The 21,992-nt window shown below is 64.8% G+C and carries 20 protein-coding genes; 8 read left to right on the top strand and 12 right to left on the bottom strand.

The window, feature by feature from the left end:
• Positions 1-105: 105 nt before the first annotated feature.
• Positions 106-3,045 carry a TonB-dependent receptor gene (locus tag LU688_RS02660; protein WP_094012298.1) on the top strand — a complete coding sequence of 980 codons (2,940 nt, stop codon included), beginning with the start codon at positions 106-108 and terminating at the stop codon, positions 3,043-3,045.
• Between the two features lie 253 nt (positions 3,046-3,298).
• Here LU688_RS02660 and LU688_RS02665 read toward each other — a convergent pair whose 3' ends face one another.
• The 9 genes from LU688_RS02665 to exaC form a co-directional block, all read right to left on the bottom strand.
• The gene (locus tag LU688_RS02665; RefSeq protein WP_023629649.1) at positions 3,299-3,997 is read right to left on the bottom strand and encodes a LexA family transcriptional regulator; all 699 of its coding nucleotides are present in this window, start codon (positions 3,995-3,997) and stop codon (positions 3,299-3,301) included.
• Positions 3,998-4,181: 184 nt separating this feature from the next.
• A complete protein-coding gene (ppa, locus tag LU688_RS02670; RefSeq protein ID WP_003255365.1) occupies positions 4,182-4,709 on the bottom strand; it encodes an inorganic diphosphatase in 528 nt (175 codons plus the stop codon).
• Positions 4,710-4,800: 91 nt separating this feature from the next.
• A complete protein-coding gene (locus LU688_RS02675; RefSeq protein ID WP_094012297.1) occupies positions 4,801-5,616 on the bottom strand; it encodes a M90 family metallopeptidase in 816 nt (271 codons plus the stop codon).
• A 7-nt stretch (positions 5,617-5,623) separates the two neighbouring features.
• Positions 5,624-6,271: a DedA family protein gene (locus tag LU688_RS02680; protein ID WP_094012296.1), complete on the bottom strand. Its 648-nt coding sequence runs from the start codon at positions 6,269-6,271 to the stop codon at positions 5,624-5,626.
• Positions 6,272-6,580: 309 nt separating this feature from the next.
• On the bottom strand, positions 6,581-7,039 hold the full coding sequence (locus LU688_RS02685) for a GNAT family N-acetyltransferase (RefSeq protein ID WP_023629652.1): 459 nt from the start codon (positions 7,037-7,039) through the stop codon (positions 6,581-6,583).
• 107 nt (positions 7,040-7,146) lie between these two features.
• The gene (gene eutC / locus LU688_RS02690) at positions 7,147-7,965 is read right to left on the bottom strand and encodes an ethanolamine ammonia-lyase subunit EutC (RefSeq protein WP_094012295.1); all 819 of its coding nucleotides are present in this window, start codon (positions 7,963-7,965) and stop codon (positions 7,147-7,149) included.
• Positions 7,966-7,973: 8 nt separating this feature from the next.
• Positions 7,974-9,368 (bottom strand): ethanolamine ammonia-lyase subunit EutB, encoded by a 1,395-nt coding sequence (locus LU688_RS02695; RefSeq protein WP_038707272.1) that lies wholly within the window; start codon positions 9,366-9,368, stop codon positions 7,974-7,976.
• A gap of 49 nt (positions 9,369-9,417) precedes the next feature.
• Positions 9,418-10,866, bottom strand: coding sequence for an ethanolamine permease (gene eat / locus LU688_RS02700; protein WP_023631529.1), 1,449 nt, complete (start codon positions 10,864-10,866; stop codon positions 9,418-9,420).
• Between the two features lie 175 nt (positions 10,867-11,041).
• The gene (gene exaC / locus LU688_RS02705) at positions 11,042-12,562 is read right to left on the bottom strand and encodes an acetaldehyde dehydrogenase ExaC (protein WP_023631530.1); all 1,521 of its coding nucleotides are present in this window, start codon (positions 12,560-12,562) and stop codon (positions 11,042-11,044) included.
• Positions 12,563-12,829: 267 nt separating this feature from the next.
• On the opposite strand from exaC, the gene LU688_RS02710 reads away from it, so the two are divergent.
• From LU688_RS02710 to LU688_RS02725, 4 genes are all read left to right on the top strand, one after another.
• The gene (locus tag LU688_RS02710; RefSeq protein WP_094012294.1) at positions 12,830-14,749 is read left to right on the top strand and encodes a sigma-54-dependent Fis family transcriptional regulator; all 1,920 of its coding nucleotides are present in this window, start codon (positions 12,830-12,832) and stop codon (positions 14,747-14,749) included.
• 66 nt (positions 14,750-14,815) lie between these two features.
• Positions 14,816-16,165: a UDP-N-acetylmuramate:L-alanyl-gamma-D-glutamyl-meso-diaminopimelate ligase gene (gene mpl, locus LU688_RS02715; protein WP_038707274.1), complete on the top strand. Its 1,350-nt coding sequence runs from the start codon at positions 14,816-14,818 to the stop codon at positions 16,163-16,165.
• Positions 16,162-16,791 carry a flavin prenyltransferase UbiX gene (ubiX, locus tag LU688_RS02720; protein ID WP_011532009.1) on the top strand — a complete coding sequence of 210 codons (630 nt, stop codon included), beginning with the start codon at positions 16,162-16,164 and terminating at the stop codon, positions 16,789-16,791. Before mpl ends, ubiX begins: the two co-directional genes overlap by 4 nt.
• Positions 16,788-17,075 carry a YceK/YidQ family lipoprotein gene (locus tag LU688_RS02725; protein WP_038707275.1) on the top strand — a complete coding sequence of 96 codons (288 nt, stop codon included), beginning with the start codon at positions 16,788-16,790 and terminating at the stop codon, positions 17,073-17,075. Before ubiX ends, LU688_RS02725 begins: the two co-directional genes overlap by 4 nt.
• Positions 17,076-17,177: 102 nt before the next feature.
• On the opposite strand, the gene LU688_RS02730 is transcribed toward LU688_RS02725, so the two are convergent.
• From LU688_RS02730 to LU688_RS02740, 3 genes are all read right to left on the bottom strand, one after another.
• Positions 17,178-17,822: an oxidoreductase gene (locus LU688_RS02730; protein WP_023631663.1), complete on the bottom strand. Its 645-nt coding sequence runs from the start codon at positions 17,820-17,822 to the stop codon at positions 17,178-17,180.
• A 27-nt stretch (positions 17,823-17,849) separates the two neighbouring features.
• Positions 17,850-19,583 (bottom strand): C13 family peptidase, encoded by a 1,734-nt coding sequence (locus tag LU688_RS02735; RefSeq protein ID WP_094012293.1) that lies wholly within the window; start codon positions 19,581-19,583, stop codon positions 17,850-17,852.
• A 106-nt stretch (positions 19,584-19,689) separates the two neighbouring features.
• Positions 19,690-20,145, bottom strand: a complete 456-nt coding sequence (locus LU688_RS02740) for a MaoC family dehydratase (protein WP_023631661.1) — start codon at positions 20,143-20,145, stop codon at positions 19,690-19,692.
• A 151-nt stretch (positions 20,146-20,296) separates the two neighbouring features.
• Here LU688_RS02740 and LU688_RS02745 point away from each other — a divergent pair, with 151 nt between their 5' ends.
• The 3 genes from LU688_RS02745 to LU688_RS02755 are packed head-to-tail and all read left to right on the top strand — an operon-like array spanning position 20,297 to position 21,972.
• A complete protein-coding gene (locus LU688_RS02745; protein ID WP_023631660.1) occupies positions 20,297-20,659 on the top strand; it encodes a CidA/LrgA family protein in 363 nt (120 codons plus the stop codon).
• Positions 20,656-21,372, top strand: coding sequence for an LrgB family protein (locus LU688_RS02750; RefSeq protein ID WP_023631659.1), 717 nt, complete (start codon positions 20,656-20,658; stop codon positions 21,370-21,372). The genes LU688_RS02745 and LU688_RS02750 overlap by 4 nt, the downstream gene beginning before the upstream one ends.
• A gap of 9 nt (positions 21,373-21,381) precedes the next feature.
• Positions 21,382-21,972: an LON peptidase substrate-binding domain-containing protein gene (locus LU688_RS02755; RefSeq protein ID WP_023631658.1), complete on the top strand. Its 591-nt coding sequence runs from the start codon at positions 21,382-21,384 to the stop codon at positions 21,970-21,972.
• Positions 21,973-21,992 lie beyond the last annotated feature (20 nt).

Genomic DNA, 21,992 nt, shown 5'->3' on the forward strand with positions numbered 1-21,992 from the left:
AGTGAAAATGCGAATCGCACGCATATACCTTTTTCGCTGTCGTGCGACAGAAGAGGTGCAAGCCCGCATCGAGTGCCGGGCACTGACCTCACGAGCGAGAAAAACATGCCCGCCAGCTATCGGCTTCCCCCTGTTTCGCGCCCATCGCAACGCTTGTCCCCGATCAGCTTCGCCGTGCGCTGCGCGGTGCTCGGCTGTTTGCTGGGCTCTGGCGCAAGCCTGGCCCAGGCCGCCCCGGCGGCAACCGAGAACAGCCGACCCGACGACGCCACGCGCCGCGACTACGATATCGCCCAGGGGCCGCTGGGCACTTCGCTGGGCGTGTTCGCCAAGCAATCGGGGCTGTTGCTGTCCTACGATCCCGACCTGACCCGCGGCCGCGCCGCGCCAGCGCTCAAGGGCCGCTACACCGTGCAGGAGGGCGCCCGCCGCCTGCTGGCCAATACCGGCCTGCAACTGCTGCCCACCTCACGGGGGGCATACATCCTCATCCCGCAGGCCCAGGCCCAGGCCCAGGCATCGGCGACGGCAACCGAGCTGACACCGACCGTGGTCGCCTCCAGCGAAATGGTCGACCCGCAGCGTGACACCTACCGCGCGCCGCGTTCGACGGTGCACCTGTCGCGTGAAGACCTCGACCGCTTCAGCACCGTGTCGGTGGGCGACATGCTCAAGGGCGTGGCCGGCGTGCAGGTGGGCGACAGCCGCAACGGCGGCGCGCTGGACGTCAACATTCGCGGCATCCAGGGGCAGAGCCGGGTGGCGGTCAGGGTCGATGGCTCGGAGCAGGCGGTGGATGTCTACCGGGGCTACGGCGGCACCCAGCAGCGCAGCTACATCGACCCCGACCTGATCAGCAGCGTCACCGTGAACAAGGGCCCCAGTACCCGATCGGGGGCTATTGGCGGCTCGGTGGAGATGAAGACCATCGGCGTGGATGACATCCTGGTCGATGGCAAGGACGTCGGCGTGCGCCTGACCGGCAACCTGTGGAACAACGGCGTCGAACCCGAGCACCGCAACCGCCATTCCCGCGACGAGGACCTGAGTGCGGCGCCGCGTGATGAGCGCGGCAGCCTGTTCGGCTCCAAGGCCGAGTCCGGCAGCGCCGCCTTCGCCTATTCCCACGAGCGCTTCGACCTGGTGGCGGCCTATGCGCACCGCAACCAGGGCAACTACTTCTCCGGCAAGAAGGGCCAGGACCGCTACCGCCTCTATGATCGCTGGGGCGAGGAGCAGGCCAGTGTCGCCAACACCTACAATGCCGGCGAGGAAGTGCTCAACTCGTCGTTCGAGACCGACTCCTACCTGCTCAAGACCACCTGGCGGCTGGCCGACGACCACACCCTGGACCTCGGCTACCGGCGCTTCGACGGGCACATGGGCGAGATCATGCCGTCGGACATCTTCCGCTACGGCACCGCCGGCATCTACCAGTACCCCACCAGCGAAATCGAGATCGACACGTACACCGCGCGCTATCACTACCTGCCCGAGGGCAATCCGTGGGTGGACCTCACCAGCAACCTGTGGATGACCGACTCGAAGACCAGCACCTTGAGCGCGGCCTGGATGGCTCCCAAGTCGCAGCTGTTCCGCACCGACCGCGCCTGGTCGCGCCAGGACAACCGCCGCATCGGCGGCGACCTGAGCAACGTGTCGCGCTTCACCACCGCCCATGGCGATTTCAAGCTCGACCTGGGCGGTGCCTTCCAGCTCGAGGACCTGCAGCCGCAGAAAAGCGTCGTGGCCACCCAGCACGACATCAACGCCAACCGCATGTTGCGCGATGCCTCGCGTCAGGAGTTCAGCTTCAACGGCAACCTGGAGTACAAGCCTGTCGAGACGGTGACGCTGTGGGGCGGCGGCCGCTATGCCCACTACCGAACCAAGGACAACACGGTGCTGGCCGAGGCGCGCCGCGAGGAGCGCGAAATGCGCTGGATCACCGCCAGCAGCCCGGGGCACTGGGGCAGCATGATATGGTTCCCGGACCAGAACGGCCAGTACACCGACGCCACCGACCCGCGCCTGAACAACGGCATTGTCTTCGAAAACAGCAACGAGCCGTTCAATGGCGTGCCGTTCAATGAGTCCGGCGCGACCAATGTGGTTGTCCATCCTGAAGGTGTAAACCGAGTGGTCACCGGCTATGACTACACCCCACAGGGCAAGAGCAGCGGCGGTGGTTTCTCGCCGGCCTTCGGCATCAATGTCGAGTTCCTCCCCGACACTTTCGTGTACGCGTCCTACACCCAGGGCCTGCGCCTGCCTTCGCTGTTCGAGACCAGCCAGGGTACCCAGCAGGTCTCCCCGGGCAAGCACCTCAAGCCCGAGCGCTCACGCAGCTGGGAAGTGGGCGTGAGTGCCTTGCGCAGCGACCTGCTGACCGCGGGTGACGAGGCGTCGGCCAAGCTGGCCTGGTTCGACAACGACATCAAGAACTACATCACCCGCTACTATGACCCAAGCCCGGGGCTGTGGGGGCAAATGACCTTCAGCAACACCGACAGCTTCCACACCCGCGGCCTGGAGTTGCAGTCGCACTACGATGCCGGACGGGTGTTCGCCGACCTGTCGGCCACCTACTACCTGATGACCGAGACCTGCGACGCGGCCTTTGCCGGCAAGCTGCGCGCCAGCGCCAATCAGTACCAACGTACCCACGACACCCCGGACTGCACGCCGGGCAGCTACATGGGCTCATACACCAACACGCAGAACCCGCCACGCTTCTCGGCCAATCTGCTCACCGGCTTGCGCTTCTTCGACGAGGCGCTGACCGTGGGCGGGCGCATGACCTATACCTCGGGGCCCACCGCGCAGATGGACAAGCCCTGGCAGACCGGCGCCACCACACCGCAGATCGACTATCGCTCGGTGGCGCTGTTCGACCTGTTCCTCAAGTACAAGGTGCTGGAGCACACCGAACTGAACGTGTCGGTGCAGAACCTGACGGACCGCTACTACCTGGATCCGCTGGCGCAGAGCTTCATGCCGGCACCTGGACGGACTTGGCGGGTGGGGATGGTGGCGCGATTCTGAGGGGTGCCTTGCTTGTCGACAGGCATTAAAAAGCCGGCTTGTGGCCGGCTTCTCGGGGACGGTCTTGGCTCATTTTTGATAAGCCGCAACCGCCTTAAACGGTTGGCAACATGGCCGGAAAAAGATGGCGGACGGCTGTGTGAGGCGTCGCCAGGCCCTCTGGAATGCGGCTTGCACCATCAGGGGGCATGATGTGCCGCGTAGCATACCCGTGTGCGGGGTCCCTGCCCAGCAAAAAGTGGTGCGAGGTGTTTCAGCCCGGACGCACAGGGCGCAGGCATGACCACCAGAACACCCAGCCGAGGATTTCCAGCTTCTGCACGCGACGTTGATAGGCTGTGTAGCGTTCGCTGGGGTGGTTGAGGCGGTCATGGCTGTGCAGGCACAGCGTGCCGTTGTGGCCAACGGAGAGACGCTGCACTCGCAGACGGCCATTGTGCAGCAGCGCATAGCACTCGCCCTCCACGACCCGGGTAAAGCCGCAGTCGATAGCAAGCAGGGCGCCTTCGGGCAGCAGGGGGGCCATGCTGTTGCATGGCATGCCGAGGCAGATGGCGTTTGCCGTTGTGACCTCCAGGGCCTCCAGGGCCCGGCGGGGGACCGGCTGGTAGTGCCCGGGCAGAACTTGCAGACGGCCCTGCTCCAGGTGATGCAGGGGCAAATGCGCCATGTCCGTGTCCAAGGCCAGCAGTGGCGGCGGCAAGGGACTGGCAGAACAGGTGGATCGGACGGGGCGAAGCGGGGTCGGATGCTTCGGGCCTTCTCCACTGCGCAGCCAGCGCATGCGGACGCAGAACAGATCGGCTATCTCCTCGAGTCGGGCTTGGGGCACGCCGCGTTTGAACCAGTTGTTGACGTGCTGCGGCGTGATCTTGCGCTGGGCGGCAAAGTCTGAAGGGGTCAGGTTGCACTCCAAAAGGAGGGCTTTGAGACGGTCGCCGGATGTTTTCATGACAGCGAGTCTATAGTTCCTTGAAGTGCGTGGAAATCAACCCGATGTCGAAGTGATCTGTAGGAAACGTGTTGAATTGTAGGGTGCGCCTTAGGATTGCGTAGGATAAGTCGATAGGCCGCCAGGCTGCGGCGAATGTCCATAAAAAAAACCCTGCCGGAGCAGGGTTTTCTTCGTGTCAGGTTCAGCCCTTGTAGGCTGCGACCGATTTGGTGATCGCGGCGCGGGCGGCGTCTGCGCCTTCCCAGCCTTCGATCTTGACCCACTTGCCCTTCTCGAGATCCTTGTAGTTCGCGAAGAAGTGCTCGATCTGCTGGATCAGCAGGGCAGGCAGGTCGGTGTATTCCTTCACGTCGACATACAGCTGCGACAGCTTGTCGTGAGGAACGGCGATGACCTTGGCGTCGCCGCCACCGTCGTCGGTCATGTTCAGCACGCCAACGGGACGGGCGCGGATCACCGAGCCTGGGGCGACCGGGTACGGGGTCACGACCAGCACGTCCAGCGGATCACCGTCGTCGGCCAGGGTGTTGGGGATGAAGCCGTAGTTGGCCGGGTAGAACATAGGGGTGGCCATGAAACGGTCGACGAACAGGGTGTCGCTGTCCTTGTCGATCTCGTATTTGATCGGCGCGTGGTTGGCCGGGATCTCGATGGCGACGTAGATGTCGTTCGGCAGGTCTTTGCCGGCTGGAATCTTGCTGTAGCTCATTGGGCAATGCCCCCGTGTTTGATCAAAAAAGTGGCGGCGATTATAGGCACATTCCCACAGTGGGTGCCACGCCCGGCCTGATGTGCGGCTTTCAGCCGTGGCTGGCGCGGTAGTCCGGGTGCTCGGCCTGCAGACGTGCCAGGCGGCCCAGCGGATCCTGGCGGTAGAACAGCGACAGCTGCTGGTAGACCTTCGGGTAGGCCTCATGCAGCAGGTCGGGTGCGCTGAAGAAGTATTCGCTGGTGACGGCGAAGAACTCGGCCGGGTTTTCCGCGGCATAGGGGTCGATGGCCGTCTCGGCGTCGGGGTTGGCGTCGAGCTGGCGGTTCAGGTCGTCGTAGGCCTGCTGCATGGCCTGGGCCCAGTCCTCCACGCGCATGCCGCTGTGCAAGGGCGGCAGGCCGTTGGCATCGCCGTTGAGCATGTCCAGCTTGTGCGCCAGTTCGTGGATGACCAGGTTGTAGGCTTCCCAGCCGCCGCTGCTCAGGACGCCGGGCCAGGCGAGGATCACCGGTCCCTGCTGCCAGGCTTCGCCGCTGTGCTCGGCGTCCCAGGCATGCTCGACCCCGCTGCTGTCGCGGTGGCGCTGAGGGCTCTTGAAGTCGTCGGGGTAGAGGATGATCTCGTGGAAGCCCTGGTACCAGTTCAGCTCGCCCAGGTGCAGCAGCGGCAACTGGGCCTGGGCGGCGAGGAACAGGCGCTGCTCGTCGTCCAGCTCGACGCCGGGCAGGGTGGTCAGGTGCTTGTCGTGCAGGAACAGCACGCAGGCGTCACGCAACCAGCGGTCTTCTTCGTCGCTGATGCCGTCGAGCAGCGGCAGGCGATCACGGATCACCTGCCACAGCTGTGGATCGACCGGATAGCGGGCCAGGGTGCGCCGGCGCCGCCAGGCGCTGAACGACCACATGCCCAGGTCAGTGGGCCTTGGCCGTGCGACCGAAACGGCCGCGCAGCAGTCCAAGGATCATCGGTATCAGCGACAGCAGGATGATCGCCACCACCATCAGCGACAGGTGCTGCTTGATGAACGGCACGTTGCCGAAGAAGTAGCCCAGGGTCACCAGGCCGCCCACCCACAGCAGCGAGCCGGCTACGCTGAAGGCCAGGAAGCGCGGGTAGTGCATGTGGGCGATACCGGCGACGAACGGCGCGAAGGTACGCAGGATCGGCAGGAAGCGCGCCAGGGTGACGGTCTTGCCGCCATGGCGCTCGTAGAACTCGTGGGTGCGCTGCAGGTAGTCCTTGCGGAAGATCTTCGAGTTGGGGTTGCGGAACAGGCGTTCGCCCGCCGTGCGCCCGATCACGTAGTTGGTGCTGTCGCCGAGGATTGCCGCGGCCATCAGCAGGCCGGCCAGCAGTACCGGGTCCATCCCGCCACCGGCGGCCACGGCGCCGGCGATGAACAGCAGCGAGTCACCCGGCAGGAACGGCATGATCACCAGGCCGGTCTCGCAGAAGATCACGGCGAAGAGTATGGCGTAGATCCAGGGACCGTAGTTGTTGACCAGCAGATCGAGGTAGGCATCGAGATGCAGGATGAGGTCCAGCGGGTTGAAATCCATGTACAGCACCTGTGTTCTTGACCCGCTTCTACGGGCACGCGATGACGGACAGTGCCATGGTTGGGGAGGTTTACCGGTTGTGCCGGTAACTTTTCGCACATGACAGGAGGGGGATTATACGGCGAAGTCCGGATTGTGCCCGGAGAGTTTGTAGCGGGGGGTTACGACAATATGGGGGCATACGGTTTCGTGGGAGCGGGCTTGCCCTGCGATAGGGGCGTCCTGGCAATCGCGGGGCAAACCCGCTCCCACACTGCACGATATGCCGACGTATCGATCAGGCTCTGTGCGAAATTTTCCGTACGGACTTCAATCCTGGCTGATCGGCAGGATGTAGTTCTCGAACTCGGTGTCCTTGCGAAAGCCCATGGATTCATAGGTCTTGCGCGCCACCTCGTTGTCGCTGCTGGTGGACACGCGCATGCGCACGGCGTTGGATTTCTTGGCCATCTTCTTGGCCTCGCGCATCAGGTTGTCGGCCACCAGCATGCGCCGCGAGTCTTCGGCCACATAGATATCGTTGAGGATCCACACGCGCTTGAGCGACAGCGATGAGAAGCTCGGGTAGAGCTGGCAGAAGCCCATCAGGCGGTCATCGCCATCATCCGGCAGGGCCAGGTAGATGATCGATTCCTTGCGCTTGAGGCGTTTTTCGAGAAAGGCCCGCGAACTGTCCGGGTAAGGCAGTTGCCCATAGAACTCGCGGTATTTCACGAACAATGGGGTGAGCAGGTCAAGGTGTTCCAAGGTTGCCTGGATGATGCGCATGGGCGGGCCTCTGAGTCCATTGGGAATACGGCGGATTGCCAGCAGCGTCCACTGGCATGCTGCCTAAAGCAGGCTAGAAGCGCAATCCGCCTTCGGTGACATGTTTTTTACCCTTCACCGAGCAGGAAGTTTCCGTTTTTCCCGGCAGAATCTTCGCTGTCGATACTAGGGACCTCGGCTTCGTCCTTCAGATTCACCCCCGACAGCTGGCGCCTGCAGGCCTCGCGCATCAGGTACAGCAGGCGATGAGCGGCCATGCCGTAGCTCAGGCCTTCGAGGCGCACATTGGAGATGCAGTTGCGGTAGGCGTCGGTCAGGCCGACCTTCGGCGCGTAGGTGAAGTACAGGCCCAGGCTGTCGGGTGAACTCAGGCCTGGGCGTTCGCCGATCAGCATCACCGTCATGCGTGCGCCGAGCAGCTCACCCACTTCGTCGGCCACCGCGACCCGGCCTTGCTCCACCAGGATTACCGGGGCGCTGCTCCAGCCATCGGCGGCGGCCTGTTCCTCGAAGCGGCTCAGGAAGGGCAGGGTGTGGCGGTGCACGGCCAGCGCCGACAGGCCATCGGCAACAACGATGGCCAGGTCGACGCCGCCAGGGTTGGCCTGGGCGTGCTCGCGCAGACACTGGGCCGAGCCCTCGTGCAGGCGTCGGCCCAGGTCCGGGCGTTGCAGATACTGGTGGCGGTCGCTGGCGGCGCTGTGCAGCAGCATGCTGTCGCGCCCGCGCTCGCTGAGTTGCTGGCGCAGGCCGACGTGGTCGAAGGGCAGGTGCACGGCGTCGCGGGCCTGGGCATGGGCGAACTGGAAGTCCAGTTGGGCGCCGGTCGGCAGGCTGATGCCGGTGCGGCCCAGGGCGATGCGTGCCGGCGTCAGGTTGCGCAGGGCCAGCCAGGGGTTGTCGGGGGTGGGGGTGTGTCGTTCCATGCTCACCTCTAGGCCAGCTGTGCCAGGGCCTGGCGGAAGGCCGCCGGCAGGTTGTCGCCGAAGCGGATACGGCCATCGGCCTGGGTGAAGATACCGGTACGTTCCAGCCACGCCTCGAATTCCGGCCCGGGCTTGAGGCCCAGGGTCTGGCGGGCATAGAGCGCGTCGTGGAACGAGGTGGTCTGGTAGTTGAGCATGATGTCGTCGGAGCCGGGGATGCCCATGATGAAGTTGATCCCGGCCACGCCCAGCAGGGTCAGCAGGGTGTCCATGTCGTCCTGGTCGGCTTCGGCGTGGTTGGTGTAGCAGATGTCGCAGCCCATCGGCACGCCCAGCAGCTTGCCGCAGAAGTGGTCCTCGAGGCCGGCGCGGATGATCTGCTTGCCGTTGTACAGGTACTCCGGGCCGATGAAACCGACCACGGTGTTGACCAGGAACGGCTTGAAGTGCCGGGCCACCGCATAGGCGCGGGTTTCGCAGGTCTGCTGGTCGACGCCGTGGTGGGCGTTGGCCGACAGGGCGCTGCCCTGGCCGGTCTCGAAGTACATCAGGTTCTGCCCGACCGTGCCGCGCTTGAGTGACAGGCCGGCCTCGTAGCCCTCCTGCAACACGTTAAGGTTGATGCCGAAGCCGGCGTTGGCCGCTTCGGTGCCGGCAATGGACTGGAACACCAGGTCCAGCGGCACGCCGCGGTTGATCGCCTCGATCGAGGTGGTGACGTGGGTCAGCACGCAGGACTGGGTGGGGATGTCGTAACGCTGGATGATCGCATCGAGCATTTCCAGCAGCGCGCAGATCGAGGCGATGCTGTCGGTGGCCGGGTTGATGCCGATCATCGCATCACCGTTGCCGTACAGCAGGCCGTCGAGAATGCTCGCGGCGATACCGGCCGGCTCGTCGGTGGGGTGGTTGGGCTGCAGGCGCGTCGATAGCCGCCCGCGCAGCCCCATGGTGCCGCGGAACGCGGTGACCACGCGGATCTTCTGCGCCACCAGCACCAGATCCTGCACGCGCATGATCTTCGACACTGCGGCGGCCATTTCCGGCGTCAAGCCGGGGGCCAGGGCCCTGAGGCTGTGTTCGTCGGCCTGGTCGCTGAGCAGCCAGTCGCGCAAGCCGCCGACGGTCAGGTGGCTGACCGCGGCGAAGGCCGCGGCATCGTGGGTGTCGATGATCAGGCGGGTGACTTCGTCCTGTTCGTAGGGGATCAGCGCTTCGCTGAGAAAGTGCTTGAGCGGGATGTTGGCCAAGGCCATCTGCGCGGCCACCCGCTCGCCGTCGTTGCTGGCGGCGACGCCGGCCAGGTAGTCCCCCGAGCGTGCCGGGCTGGCCTTGGCCATCACCTCCTTGAGGCTGTCGAAGCGGTAGACCTGGTGGCCCACGGTATGCGTGAAACTTGCCATACAGAATCTCCAGGGCGCCGCAGGGCTGGCCTGCGGCGCAAGTCGGCAATCAGTGCAGGGCCTCTTCGGCCTTCTGGATCGCGGCGAATTCCTCTTCCGGTGTACCGGCCACCAGGTGGTGGCGGCTGTAGAACGCAAAGTAGGCAATTAATACTGCATAGATCACCGCGGCGCCAATCACCACCCGCGGATCGACCAGGAAGCCGGCGACCACGGCGATACAGGCCAGTACCAGGGCCACGCTCGAGGTAAAGATGCCGCCGGGGGTGCGGTACGGACGCTCCATTTTCGGGCGGCGGATACGCAGGGTGATGTGCGCGGCCATCATCAGCACGTAGGACAGCGTGGCGCCGAACACCGCCACCAGGATCAGCAGGTCGCCCTGGCCGGTCAGCGACAGGGCGAAGCCGATGATCCCGGGGATCACCAGGGCCAGTACCGGGGCCTTGCTCTTGTTGGTCTCGGACAGTTTGCGTGGCAGGTAGCCGGCGCGGGAAAGCGCGAAGATCTGCCGCGAATAGGCATAGATGATCGAGAAGAAGCTGGCGATCAGGCCGGCCAGGCCCACCAGGTTGACGAAGCCGCCCATCCAGGTCGAACCGCCGTAGGCCTTCGACAGCGCCTCGACCAGCGGGTTGCCTGAGGCCTTGAGGGCTTCGGAACCGGCGCCACCGGGGCCGACCACCAGGATCAACAAGGCGAAGGCCAGCAGCACCAACATCGCGCCGATCAGGCCACGGGGCAGGTCACGCTTCGGGTTCTTGGTCTCTTCGGCGGCCAGTGGTACGCCTTCGACCGCGAGGAAGAACCAGATCGCGTAGGGGATCGCCGCCCAGACACCGACATAGCCGAAAGGCAGGAAGCTGCTGGCGCCGACGGCGTCGGTCTTGGCGATGTCGAACAGGTTCGCTGCATCGAAATGCGGCACCATGCCGATCAGGAACACGGCCAGGGCGATGGCGGCAACCGCGGTGATGATGAACATCAGCTTCAGCGCCTCGCCGACGCCGAAGATGTGGATGCCGATGAACACGATGTAGAAGGCCAGGTAGATCATCCAGCCGCCGATGCCGAACAGCGACTGGCAGTAGGCACCGATGAACACGGCGATGGCTGCGGGCGCGATGGCGTACTCGATGAGGATCGCCGTGCCGGTGAGGAAGCCGCCCCAGGGGCCGAAGGCGCTGCGGGCGAAGCCGTAGCCGCCGCCGGCCGTGGGGATCATCGACGACAGTTCCGCCAGGGAGAAGCACATGCACAGGTACATGGTGGCCATCAGCAGGGTGGCGAGGAACATGCCGCCCCAGCCGCCCTGGGCCAGGCCGAAGTTCCAGCCGGCGTAGTCGCCGGAGATCACGTAGGCCACGCCCAGGCCCACCAGCAGCACCCAGCCGGCGGCACCTTTTTTCAGTTCACGTTGCTGGAAATACTCGGAATTGACCTTTTCGAAGTCGACGGAGGAGCTTGCCGGCGCGCCGGCGGAATGATCGCTTGGCATGGATTCACCTGTTTTTCTTCTTGGTGGCCGGAAGGGTTCCGGGCCGATGGTGATAGGTACTGCAGGAAGCGAGCCAGAGCGGTTGCTGCACGGCAACCGCGCTTGGTTGATCGGCCTCATCGCGGGGCAAGCCCGCTCCCACGTGGGAGCGGGCTTGCCCCGCGATGATTCGTGCTTAGAAGAAGCCCAGCGGGTTGATGTCGTAGCTCACCAGCAGGTTCTTGGTCTGCTGGTAGTGGTCGAGCATCATCTTGTGGGTTTCACGGCCGACGCCGGACTTCTTGTAGCCACCGAACGCGGCATGCGCCGGGTACAGGTGGTAGCAGTTGGTCCACACGCGGCCGGCCTTGATTCCGCGGCCCATGCGATAGGCGCGGTTGATGTCGCGGGTCCACACGCCGGCGCCCAGGCCGAATTCGGTGTCGTTGGCAATCGCCAGGGCCTCGGCTTCGTCCTTGAAGGTGGTGACGCTGACCACCGGGCCGAAGATCTCCTCCTGGAACACGCGCATCTTGTTGTTGCCCTTGAGCAGGGTCGGCTGGATGTAGTAACCGCTGGCCAGCGCGCCTTCGAGCTGCTCCACCTTGCCGCCGGTAAGCAACTCGGCGCCCTCTTCCTGGGCGATCTTGAGGTAGGACTGGATCTTCTCGAACTGCTGCTGCGAGGCCTGGGCGCCGACCATGGTGTCGGTGTCCAGTGGATCGCCGCGCTTGATCTGCAGCACCTTCTTCATCACCACTTCCATGAACTGCGGGTAGATCGATTCCTGCACCAGGGCACGCGACGGGCAGGTGCACACTTCGCCCTGGTTGAAGAAGGCCAGCACCATGCCTTCGGCCGCCTTGTCGATGAAGCTCGGCTCGGCCTGCATGATGTCCTCGAAGTACACGTTCGGCGACTTGCCGCCCAGTTCGACGGTGGAGGGGATGATGTTCTCGGCGGCGCATTTCATGATGTGCGCGCCGACCGGCGTAGAGCCGGTAAAGGCGATCTTGGCAATGCGCTTGCTGGTGGCCAGGGCCTCGCCCGCTTCACGGCCGTAGCCTTGCACCACGTTGAGCACGCCCTTGGGCAGCAGGTCGCCGATCAGTTCCATCAGCACGGTGATGCCCAGTGGAGTCTGTTCGGCGGGCTTGAGTACCACGCAGTTGCCGGCGGCCAGGGCCGGGGCGAGCTTCCAGGCGGCCATCAGCAGTGGGAAGTTCCACGGGATGATCTGCCCGACCACGCCCAGCGGCTCGTGGATGTGGTAGGCCACGGTGGTTTCGTTGATCTCGGCGGCGCCGCCTTCCTGGGCCCGGATGCAGCCGGCGAAGTAGCGGAAGTGATCGACCGCCAGCGGGATGTCGGCGTTGAGGGTTTCGCGGATCGGCTTGCCGTTGTCCCAGGTTTCGGTGATGGCCAGCAGCTCGAGGTTCTGCTCGATGCGGTCGGCGATGCGCAGCAGGACGTTGGATCGGTCCTGCACCGAAGTGCGGCCCCAGGCATCGGCGGCCGCGTGGGCCGCGTCGAGGGCCTTTTCAATGTCTTCGGCGGTGGAGCGGGGGAACTCGGCGATCAGCTTGCCGTTGACCGGGGAGGTGTTCTCGAAATACTGCCCCTTCACCGGCGCCACGAACTCACCACCGATGTAGTTGCCGTAGCGGCTCTTGAAGTTGACCTTCGCGCCTTCGGTGCCGGGATGTGCATAACGCATGATGTGTCTCCTGGTCGTTGTGATTGTTGCGGAGTTACCAAGCGTAGAGCAAAGGTCGGGCCAGCGCCTGGAGGCCCTTGTTTATCAATGACTTGGGTCAAGTGCGGCGCCGCGATTGAAATGACCTGTGCCAGCCTCGGCACGGCCAGGGTGACATTTTGTACCCGTTGCGACACAGGCCGTGACCGCAGGGTCGGTGCAACGTTGCAAAGCGTTCACGTCTGGAGGATGCTGACGGCACGCTCTATCTGCGGAGAACAACAAGAAATGCAGAGCAATCCGTTCAGCCGCCATGCCCAGCAAGTGCTCACGGTCGCCCAGGGCCAGACCAGCGGGCCGGGCAGCGACCCGTCCATCGCCCGCTCCTGGCTGCGTTGCCTGGAGGACTACCACCTCGACCCCGCGCGGGTCCAGGCACCGGTGGTGCTCGAACACGGCCGCCTGCTGGAGAGCCGCGAGCGCCTGCGCCAGGTGCTGCAGATCGCCGACAACGAGATGAACAGCCTGCACCAGCAGTTGTCCGGTGCCGGGCACGCGGTGCTGCTGACCGATGCTCGCGGGGTGATCCTCAACTGCGTCACCGCGCCCAGCGAGCGGCGCATCTTCGAGCGTGCCGGGCTGTGGCTCGGCGCCGACTGGAGCGAGGCCCGCGAGGGCACCAACGGTATCGGTACCTGCCTGGTCGAGCGCCAAGCCCTGACCATTCACCAGGACGAGCACTTCCGTGGTCGCCATACCGGGCTGACCTGCTCGGCCAGCCCGGTATTCGACCCACACGGCGAGTTGCTGGCGGTACTCGATGTGTCGTCGGCGCGGCCCGATGTCTCGCGCCAGAGCCAGTTCCACACCATGGCGCTGGTCAACCTGTCGGCGAAGATGATCGAGAGCTGCTACTTCCTGCGCCACTTCGAGCAGCAATGGCTACTGCGTTTTCACTTGCAGGCCGAGTCGGTCGGGTTGTTCAGCGAGGGCCTGCTGGCCTTCGATGGCGACGGGCGGATCTGCGCCGCCAACCAGAGTGCTTTGAACCTGTTGGGGACCATCCGCGGCGGAGTGCTGGGCAAGCCATTGGACAGGTTCTTCGCCTGCAGCCACGATGAAATGTTCAGCCGCGCCACTCTCCAGGGCAGTACTGCCTGGCCGCTGCACACCCGCGACGGTCGCCAGGTATTCGCCAGCCTGCGCGGCCAGGCACGGGCGCCGGTGTGGTCGGTGCCGGTGGCCTTGCCCCAGACCGCTGCGCCGGGCATCTGCCTGCTCGATCCGGCCTTGCGCGAGGACTTCCGTCGCGCCGTGCGGGTGTTCGAGCGTGACGTGCCGCTGCTGTTGCGCGGCGAAACCGGTTGCGGCAAGGAGGCTTTTGCCCAGGCGGTGCACCAAGCCAGCGCACGCCGTGACAAGCCGTTCGTGGCGATCAACTGCGCATCGATCCCGGAGAGCCTGATCGAGAGCGAGCTGTTCGGCTATCGCGGTGGCAGCTTCACCGGTGCGCGCAAGGAAGGCATGCGCGGCAAGCTGCTGCAGGCCGATGGCGGCACCTTGCTGCTGGACGAGATCGGCGACATGCCGTTGGCGCTGCAGACTCGCTTGCTGCGGGTACTGGAAGAGCGCCAGGTGGTGCCGATCGGTGGTGAGCCGCAGGCGGTGGATGTGCGGATCATCAGCGCCACCCACCGTGACCTGCTGGAGCGGGTGGCGCACGGCGGGTTCCGTGAAGACCTCTATTACCGCCTCAATGGCCTGGAGGTGGCCCTGCCGGCGTTGCGCGAACGCAGCGACAAGGCGCCGCTGCTGGACTTCCTGCTGGCGCAGGAGGCCGAAGGACAGGTCATCGAAATCGAACCGAAAGCACGACAAGCGTTGCTGGACTTTGCCTGGCCAGGGAACGTGCGGCAGTTGCGCAATGTGCTGCGCACGTTGGTGGCGTTGTGCGAGGAGGGGCGGATCGAGTATCCGGACCTCCCGCAAATGGTGCGCAATGTGGGAGTGGGTCCTGCCAACGCCATCGCGGGGCAGGCTCGCTCCCACGATGGTCGTGTGTGTCTTGGCGATGCCGAGCGCCAGGCCTTGCTCAGCGCCCTGGAGGCAAACCACTGGCACATGACCCGCGTCGCCGAGCACCTGAGCATCAGCCGCAATACCTTGTATCGAAAACTGCGCAAACATGGCATAGCCAGGGCCTGCTGAGCGAAACAGCGGGTGCGATTTCCCTCGCCCTGGGCTACCCTGCCTCGACGTTTTGCGAGGTCGATCATGCACATTCATATTCTCGGTATTTGCGGCACTTTCATGGGTTCGCTGGCGGTGCTGGCCAAGGACCTTGGCCACCGTGTCACCGGCTCCGACGCCAACGTGTATCCGCCGATGAGCACCCAGCTCGAAGCCCAGGGCATCGAGCTGACCCAAGGCTACGACCCGGCCCAGCTGGAGCCGGCACCGGATCTGGTGGTGATCGGCAACGCCATGTCGCGGGGCAACCCGGCGGTGGAGTATGTGCTGAACAAGGGCCTGGCGTACGTATCGGGCCCGCAGTGGCTGGCCGACCATGTGCTGCAGGGCCGCTGGGTACTGGCCGTGGCCGGTACCCATGGCAAGACCACTACCAGCAGCATGCTGGCCTGGGTGCTGGAACACGCCGGCATGAGCCCGGGCTTCCTGATCGGCGGCGTGCCGCAGAACTTCTCGGTGTCGGCGCGCCTGGGCGATACGCCGTTCTTCGTGGTAGAAGCCGACGAATACGACAGCGCTTTCTTCGACAAGCGCTCCAAGTTCGTGCACTACCATCCGCGTACTGCGATCCTCAACAATCTCGAGTTCGATCACGCGGACATCTTCCCCGACCTTGCGTCCATCGAGCGGCAGTTCCACCACTTGGTTCGCACCATTCCCAGTGAGGGCCTGGTCATTCACCCGACCACCGAGCAGGCGCTGGAGCGCGTCATCGGCATGGGCTGCTGGACCCCGGTGCAGACCACGGGCGAGGGTGGCCAGTGGCAGGCGCGCCTGCTCAGCGCCGATGGCTCGCGCTTCGAAGTGCTGTTCGAAGGTCAGGCGCAAGGAGTGGTGGATTGGGCGCTGACCGGCCAACACAACGTCGCCAATGCCCTGGCCACCCTGGCTGCCGCCCGCCATGTCGGCGTGGCGCCGGCCATGGGTATCGAAGGCCTGAGCGCCTTCAAGAGCGTCAAACGCCGCATGGAACTGGTTGCCGAGGTTCAGGGCGTGACCATCTATGACGACTTCGCCCACCACCCGACCGCCATCGCCACTACCCTCGATGGCCTGCGCAAGCGCGTAGGCGAGGCGCCGGTGATCGCGGTGATCGAGCCGCGCTCCAACTCCATGAAGCTGGGCGCGCACCGCGACGGCCTGCCGGAAAGCGTCAACGACGCCGACCAGGTCATCTGGTACGCGCCGCCCAACCTGGGCTGGGATCTGGCCGGCACCGCCGCGCAGTGCAAGGTACCGAGTGTGGTCGCCGACAGCCTCGAGGCGATCATCGAACGGATCAAGGGCCAGGCCCGCCCGGGTACCCATGTGGTGATCATGAGCAACGGCGGCTTCGGCGGCCTGCACGGCAAGCTGGCCGAGGCGCTGAAGTGAGCGGGCCGGAACGCATCACCCTGGCCATGACCGGCGCCTCCGGGGCGCAGTATGGCCTGCGCCTGCTCGATTGCCTGGTGCGCGAAGACCGCGAGGTGCATTTCCTCATCTCCAAGGCCGCGCAACTGGTAATGGCTACAGAGACCGACGTGGTGTTGCCAGCCAAGCCCCAGGCCATGCAGGCGTTCCTGACCGAGTACACCGGCGCGGCCGACGGGCAGATCCGCGTGTATGGCAAGGAGGACTGGATGTCGCCGGTGGCCTCGGGCTCCGGCGCGCCGGCGGCGATGGTGGTGGTGCCGTGTTCCACCGGCACCCTGTCGGCGATTGCCACCGGTGCCTGCAACAACCTGATCGAGCGGGCGGCCGACGTGACCCTCAAGGAGCGTCGTCAGTTGATCCTGGTTCCGCGGGAGGCGCCATTCTCGACCATCCACCTGGAGAACATGCTCAAGCTGTCGCAGATGGGCGCGGTGATCCTGCCGGCGGCACCGGGCTTTTACCACCAGCCGCAGACCATCGACGACCTGGTCGACTTCGTCGTGGCACGCATCCTGAACCTGCTGAATATCCCGCAGGACATGCTGCCGCGCTGGGGCGAGCATCATCATGGGGTCGATGATTGAGGCGGTTTGTGCTGGGGCTGCTGGTGTTGGCCCAGCTCGGTGGCTGCGCCACGGTCCGCACGTTGGATGCCAACAAGCCCGGGGCACCGGTGGTGTATGCCGGGACACGGCTTGACCTGTACGTGATCAATGGTGGGTGCTGTCCAGAAGATCGGTTCGGGGCCGAGGCGCCGGCCTATCCGGGGCTGGACCTTCCTGGGAGCGCGTTGCTCGATACGCTGCTGCTGCCGTTGTCGTTATTGACGGCGGCGGGGGTGGGGTTCAACGCTACCGGTGGGTTGTAACAGCATCGCGGGGCAAGTCGCAGCGGCGAACCGCCGCTCCCACGTCCTTGAGCGATAGCCCGTAGCGTGGGAGCGGGCTTGCCCCGCGATGGGCTTGATGCCTTACTTCTTGCCTAGCTTGCGCAGCTCGTCCGACTCGACCACGCGAATTCCATCCTCCTCCTCCAACGCCAGCCGCCACAGCGCCCGGGCCAGGGTGCAGGCCTCGATGCCGCGGTACTTGCCCGGTATCAGGCGGGCGAAGGGTGCGGCCATGCGCTCACCCAGCCGTGGCTGGATCCGCTCGCCCAGCAATAGCGAAGGCCGCACGATGGTCAATTGCGGCCAATCCTGCTGCTTTAGCGCTTCCTCCATCTCGCCCTTGACCCGGTTGTAGAAGATCGAAGACTTCGGATCGGCGCCGAGCGCGCTGATCACCAGTAGATGGCGGGCGCCCATCTCCCTGGCGCGCTTGCTGAAGGCCACGACCATATCCAGGTCCACGGCGCGGAAGGCCGTTTCAGATCCGGCCTGCTTGAGGGTGGTACCCAGGCAGCAGAACGCTATGTCGACACGGCCAGCCAGTTGCGGGAGAAACATGGCCGGGTCACCCACTGGGTTTTCCAGGTGCGGATGCTCGGCCAGCGGGCGGCGCGTTGGCGCCAGCACGCGGCTGATAGTGGGCTCGTTGAGCAGGCGGTCGAGCAGGTGTTCTCCTGTCAGACCCGTGGCACCGGCAAGCAGGACATGCTGAGGCGTCAGGTACATGGTGTTTCTCCCTCGTTACTACACAGCTTAGTGGGCGCCAGGTGTTTTTGCCTGTTCCTCCGAAGCTGGCTGGGCTTCATTGCGCAAGGCTTGCTCGGCTTGTTGGCGGCGCAGGCGCTGCCAATGGCTGATTACCGCCGGCGGCGCCCAGAGCTGCGGCTCAGAGGCTTCGAAACCTTCCCTTCGTTCTCGTTCGGCAACGCTTTGCCGCGCCAGTTCAAACGCCTGTTTCAGATCGTCGGTCTGGTTCAACGCTTGGGCGAAAAGGGCGTCGCCGAAGTAGGTGAAGTCGGCTTCTTCCGAACAGCCGAATGACACCCGGTCTGGCCGGGCGGCGGTCATGACCAGGGTGCGGTCGTCCTTGAGCGGGGCGATGTAGCCACCGGAATAGCAGGCGGAGATGACGATCACCTTGTCGCGGTCCTTCAGCGGGGCGAGGGCGCTGGCCAGCTCGTCGGCGGAGAGGTCGGCCAGTTGCAGGCGTGGTTGGTCGAGCACCAGTTGGTGGTCGTGGCTGCCATGGCTGGTCAGGTAGATGAACACCAGGTCCTCGGGGCCGCTGCGCTCGGCCAAGGTGCGGGCAGCGCGGGTGATGCTCTCACGGGTGGCCATGGGCCGGTCGGCCAGATGATCGCGATGGTTGACCAAGGTGATCTGGCCGAGGGCGCCGAAACGCACCTTGAGCATATTGCTGACATAGTCGGCCTCACGCAGGAACACACTTTGCTGGCCGTCGCCGGCCACCACAAGGCTGTACAACTGCACGGGTGGGACCGACGCAGGCACCTTGGCCAGCGCATCGGCCAGCAGTTTGCCCTGGTTGAGCAGGGCCAGGTCGAGCGGGTCGGGCAAAAGCTTGCCCTGGGCGTCGCGCACGCGCACGCCGTTGACCCAGGTACCGGCTTCGCTGCGACCGTCCGGGTGGGTCAGCTTGCCACGCCCGTGGTAGGCATCGTCGGCGAAACCGCCGATATACTGGCTACCGTCAGCCAGTTGCAAGGTGCCGGTGCCAGCGAAGCGCCAGTCACGGAAACCGCCCTTGTAGCGGCTGCCATCGCTACCCAGCAGTTCGCCCTGGCCGGCCAGCGATCCGTCCTTGAAGTCGCCGATCCAGACGTCGCCGTCGGCGCTCTCGTAGCGGCCACGGCCCTCGAGGCGATTGTCCTTGAACTCGCCGATGTACTGTTCGCCGTCGGCGCTGTCGTAGGTGCCGGCTCCCTGTAGCTGGCCATCGATGAAGTGCCCGCTGAACTGGTTGCCGCTGGCATCGCTGCGCACCCCGGCACCGTTCGGTTTGCCCTTGGCGAACAGGCCCTGGTAACGGCTGCCGTCAGCCAGTTCCAGTTGCCCCGCGCCATCGTACTGGTCGTCCTTGAACTGGCCGCGGTAGGTCTGGTCGTTTTGCTTGAGGGTGCCTTCGCCATCGCGGCGGCCATGCTTGAAGGTGCCGGCGTAGTGGCTGCCGGGCGTGGTCAGGTCACCCAGGCCCTGGAACAGGCCTTCACTGAACTGGCCACGGTAGACCTCGCCGTTGCTGCCATGCCACTCACCCTGGCCGTGCCATTGGCCATCCTTGAAGCTGCCGGCGTACCAGCTGCCGTTGGGATAGTCGATGCGCCCCTCGCCCTGTAGCAGGCCATTCACCACCTGGCCACGGTAGCGGCCGCCATCGGGCAGGCGCGCGTCCGGCGGAGACAGGGATTCGCCTTCGCCACAGGCGGCGAGCAGCAGGATCAGGGTCAGGGGGAGCAGGGGGCGCATGGCGGCTTCCGCGGAAAACGATGCGCCGAGTATGCCGCAGAATACGCCAGGCCGTGAATTGGGGCGCTGCGCGCCCCGTGCGTCTGCTCCAGGCGCGGCGTGGTGGTCAGACGAAGCAGAGTGACAGTGGTTCGGCTATGTAGGCCGGTTTCTCTTCGCCTTCGATTTCAAGGGTTACCGTGGCCTTGAGCAGCCATTGCCCGGGCTTTTTCTCGGTGGCGTCGGTCAAGTCGACCTTGAGTCGTACCTGGCTGTCGACCTTCACCGGCTGGATGAAGCGCACGCTGTCCAGGCCATAGTTGACCACCATCTTCAACCCCTCGGGCAGCACGAGGATGTCCTCCATCAACTTGGGGATCAGCGACAGGGTAAGGAAACCATGGGCGATAGTGCTGCCGAACGGGGTCTTGGCCGCTTTCACAGGATCGACATGGATGAACTGGAAATCGCCGGTGGCTTCGGCGAACAGGTTGATGCGTTCTTGGTCGATCTTCAGCCATTGGGAACGGCCCAGCTCCTTGCCAACGTACTGCGAAAGCTCTGTAACGGGTACATAGGGCATCGCGACATCTCCAGATTGTCATTTGGTACGAATGTTCAAGATCAGCACGCAGCACCGTTTCAGTCAAGTTGCCCGCTTTTCGCCGAATATCGCCTTATAGGCAATTGCTTAGCGTGCTTATAATGACCGCCATGTTCTGACGGAGGTCCCTATGCTGTTGCGTGGTCTGACCTGGCTGGTGCTGTTCCAGTTGCTGGGAACGGCGATCAACCATTTGTTCCTGCACATCCTGCCCGGGCCCATCATCGGCCTGTTGCTGCTGCTGGTGTTCCTGATGGTTCGTGGCGAAGTCGGCCAGCCGCTCAACGAGGCCGCCGGCAGCCTGCTGCGCTACCTGCCGCTGCTGCTGGTGCCGCCGGCGGTGGGGGTGATGGTCTATGCCAGGGACATCGCCGCCGACTTCTGGGCGATCGTCGGGGCGCTGTTGATCTCTTGCCTGGCGACCCTGGTGTTCGTGGGGGTGCTGATGCAGAGACTGATCCACCGCCAGGGCAAGCAAGAGGAGCAGCCATGACCCTCGATTGGCACGGCGCGCTCGACGCGGTCATCCACCATCCCCTGTTCGGTATCGGCATCACGCTGGCCGCCTACCAGCTGGTGCTGGCAGGGTATGAAAAAACCCGCTGGATCTTCCTGCAACCGGTGCTGGTGTCGATGCTGGTGGTGATCGGCATCCTGCTTGTCTGCGGCATCGACTACGCCGAGTACCGCAAGAGCACCGAGATCATGAACATCCTCCTGGGCCCCGCCACCGTGGCCCTGGCGGTGCCGCTCTACCTGAACCTGCGGCGGATCCGTCAGCTGTTCTGGCCGACATTTACTACGCTGGTAGTCGGAGGCCTGTTCGCCACCGTGGCATGCCTGGCGCTGGGCTGGTGGTTTGGCGCCGAGCACATGATCCTGATGACCATGGCGCCGAAGTCGGTCACCTCGCCGATCGCCATGCTGGTGGCCGAGCAGATTGGTGGTGTGGCGGCCCTCGCTGCGGTGTTCGTGCTGATCACCGGGGTGATCGGCGCGATCTTCGGCCCGGCGCTGCTGAGCCGCTTCGGCGTACTCAGCCCCGAGGCCCGGGGCATGGCGCTGGGCGTCACCGCTCACGCGGTGGGCACGTCGGTGGCCTTGCAGGAAAGTGACGAATGCGGCGCCTTCGCCGCGCTGGCGATGAGCCTTATGGGGGTGGCCACGGCGGTGTTCCTGCCGTTGGCGGTCAGCCTGGTGGCTTGAGGAATCGAGATGACATTACCGCTGTTTCCCCTCAATACCGTGCTGTTCCCCGGTTGCCTGCTCGATCTGCAGATCTTCGAGGCGCGCTACCTGGACATGATCGGCCGTTGCATGAAGCAGGGTGAAGGCTTCGGCGTGGTATGCATCCTGGAAGGCGAGCAGGTGGGCAAGGCGGCGCCGGTAGTGGCGTCGGTCGGCTGTGAGGCACTGATCCGCGACTTCGTGCAGCAGGACAACGGCCTGCTGGGTATTCGCGTCGAAGGCGTGCGGCGTTTTCGTGTCGAGAGTACCGAGGTGCAGAAGGACCAGTTGATGATCGGCGAGGTGCAGTGGCTGTCGGAGCTGGCGGACGGACCGCTGCAGGAGCAGGACGATGACCTGCTGGCGCTGCTGCTGGCCCTGGGCGAGCACCCGATGGTCGAGGCGCTGGACATGCCGCGGGATGTCGACGGGCGACAGGCGTTGGCCAACCAGTTGGCCTACCTGTTGCCGTTCGTGGAAGAGGACAAGCTCGACCTGCTGGCCATCGACTCGCCGCAGTTGAGGCTGGAAGCGATCCAGGCATTGCTGGAGCGGATCCAGGGCGAGTTGTTCGCCTGAACCATCCAGGCCCGCTCCGA

This window comes from Pseudomonas soli (assembly GCF_021283165.2).
Classification (GTDB): Bacteria; Pseudomonadota; Gammaproteobacteria; order Pseudomonadales; family Pseudomonadaceae; genus Aquipseudomonas; species Aquipseudomonas soli.

Coding starts and splice junctions, on each gene's coding strand:
- LU688_RS02755 (WP_023631658.1), top strand. CDS start 21,382: ATGACATTACCGCTGTTTCCCCTCAATACCGTGCTGTTCCCCGGTTGC.
- LU688_RS02740 (WP_023631661.1), bottom strand. CDS start 20,145: ATGCCCTATGTACCCGTTACAGAGCTTTCGCAGTACGTTGGCAAGGAG.
- exaC (WP_023631530.1), bottom strand. CDS start 12,562: ATGCGTTATGCACATCCCGGCACCGAAGGCGCGAAGGTCAACTTCAAG.
- LU688_RS02660 (WP_094012298.1), top strand. CDS start 106: ATGCCCGCCAGCTATCGGCTTCCCCCTGTTTCGCGCCCATCGCAACGC.
- LU688_RS02695 (WP_038707272.1), bottom strand. CDS start 9,368: ATGGCAAGTTTCACGCATACCGTGGGCCACCAGGTCTACCGCTTCGAC.
- eutC (WP_094012295.1), bottom strand. CDS start 7,965: ATGGAACGACACACCCCCACCCCCGACAACCCCTGGCTGGCCCTGCGC.
- eat (WP_023631529.1), bottom strand. CDS start 10,866: ATGCCAAGCGATCATTCCGCCGGCGCGCCGGCAAGCTCCTCCGTCGAC.
- LU688_RS02680 (WP_094012296.1), bottom strand. CDS start 6,271: ATGGATTTCAACCCGCTGGACCTCATCCTGCATCTCGATGCCTACCTC.
- LU688_RS02735 (WP_094012293.1), bottom strand. CDS start 19,583: ATGCGCCCCCTGCTCCCCCTGACCCTGATCCTGCTGCTCGCCGCCTGT.
- LU688_RS02745 (WP_023631660.1), top strand. CDS start 20,297: ATGCTGTTGCGTGGTCTGACCTGGCTGGTGCTGTTCCAGTTGCTGGGA.
- LU688_RS02675 (WP_094012297.1), bottom strand. CDS start 5,616: ATGTGGTCGTTCAGCGCCTGGCGGCGCCGGCGCACCCTGGCCCGCTAT.
- LU688_RS02685 (WP_023629652.1), bottom strand. CDS start 7,039: ATGCGCATCATCCAGGCAACCTTGGAACACCTTGACCTGCTCACCCCA.
- LU688_RS02730 (WP_023631663.1), bottom strand. CDS start 17,822: ATGTACCTGACGCCTCAGCATGTCCTGCTTGCCGGTGCCACGGGTCTG.
- LU688_RS02665 (WP_023629649.1), bottom strand. CDS start 3,997: ATGAAAACATCCGGCGACCGTCTCAAAGCCCTCCTTTTGGAGTGCAAC.
- ppa (WP_003255365.1), bottom strand. CDS start 4,709: ATGAGCTACAGCAAGATTCCAGCCGGCAAAGACCTGCCGAACGACATC.
- LU688_RS02710 (WP_094012294.1), top strand. CDS start 12,830: ATGCAGAGCAATCCGTTCAGCCGCCATGCCCAGCAAGTGCTCACGGTC.
- mpl (WP_038707274.1), top strand. CDS start 14,816: ATGCACATTCATATTCTCGGTATTTGCGGCACTTTCATGGGTTCGCTG.
- LU688_RS02750 (WP_023631659.1), top strand. CDS start 20,656: ATGACCCTCGATTGGCACGGCGCGCTCGACGCGGTCATCCACCATCCC.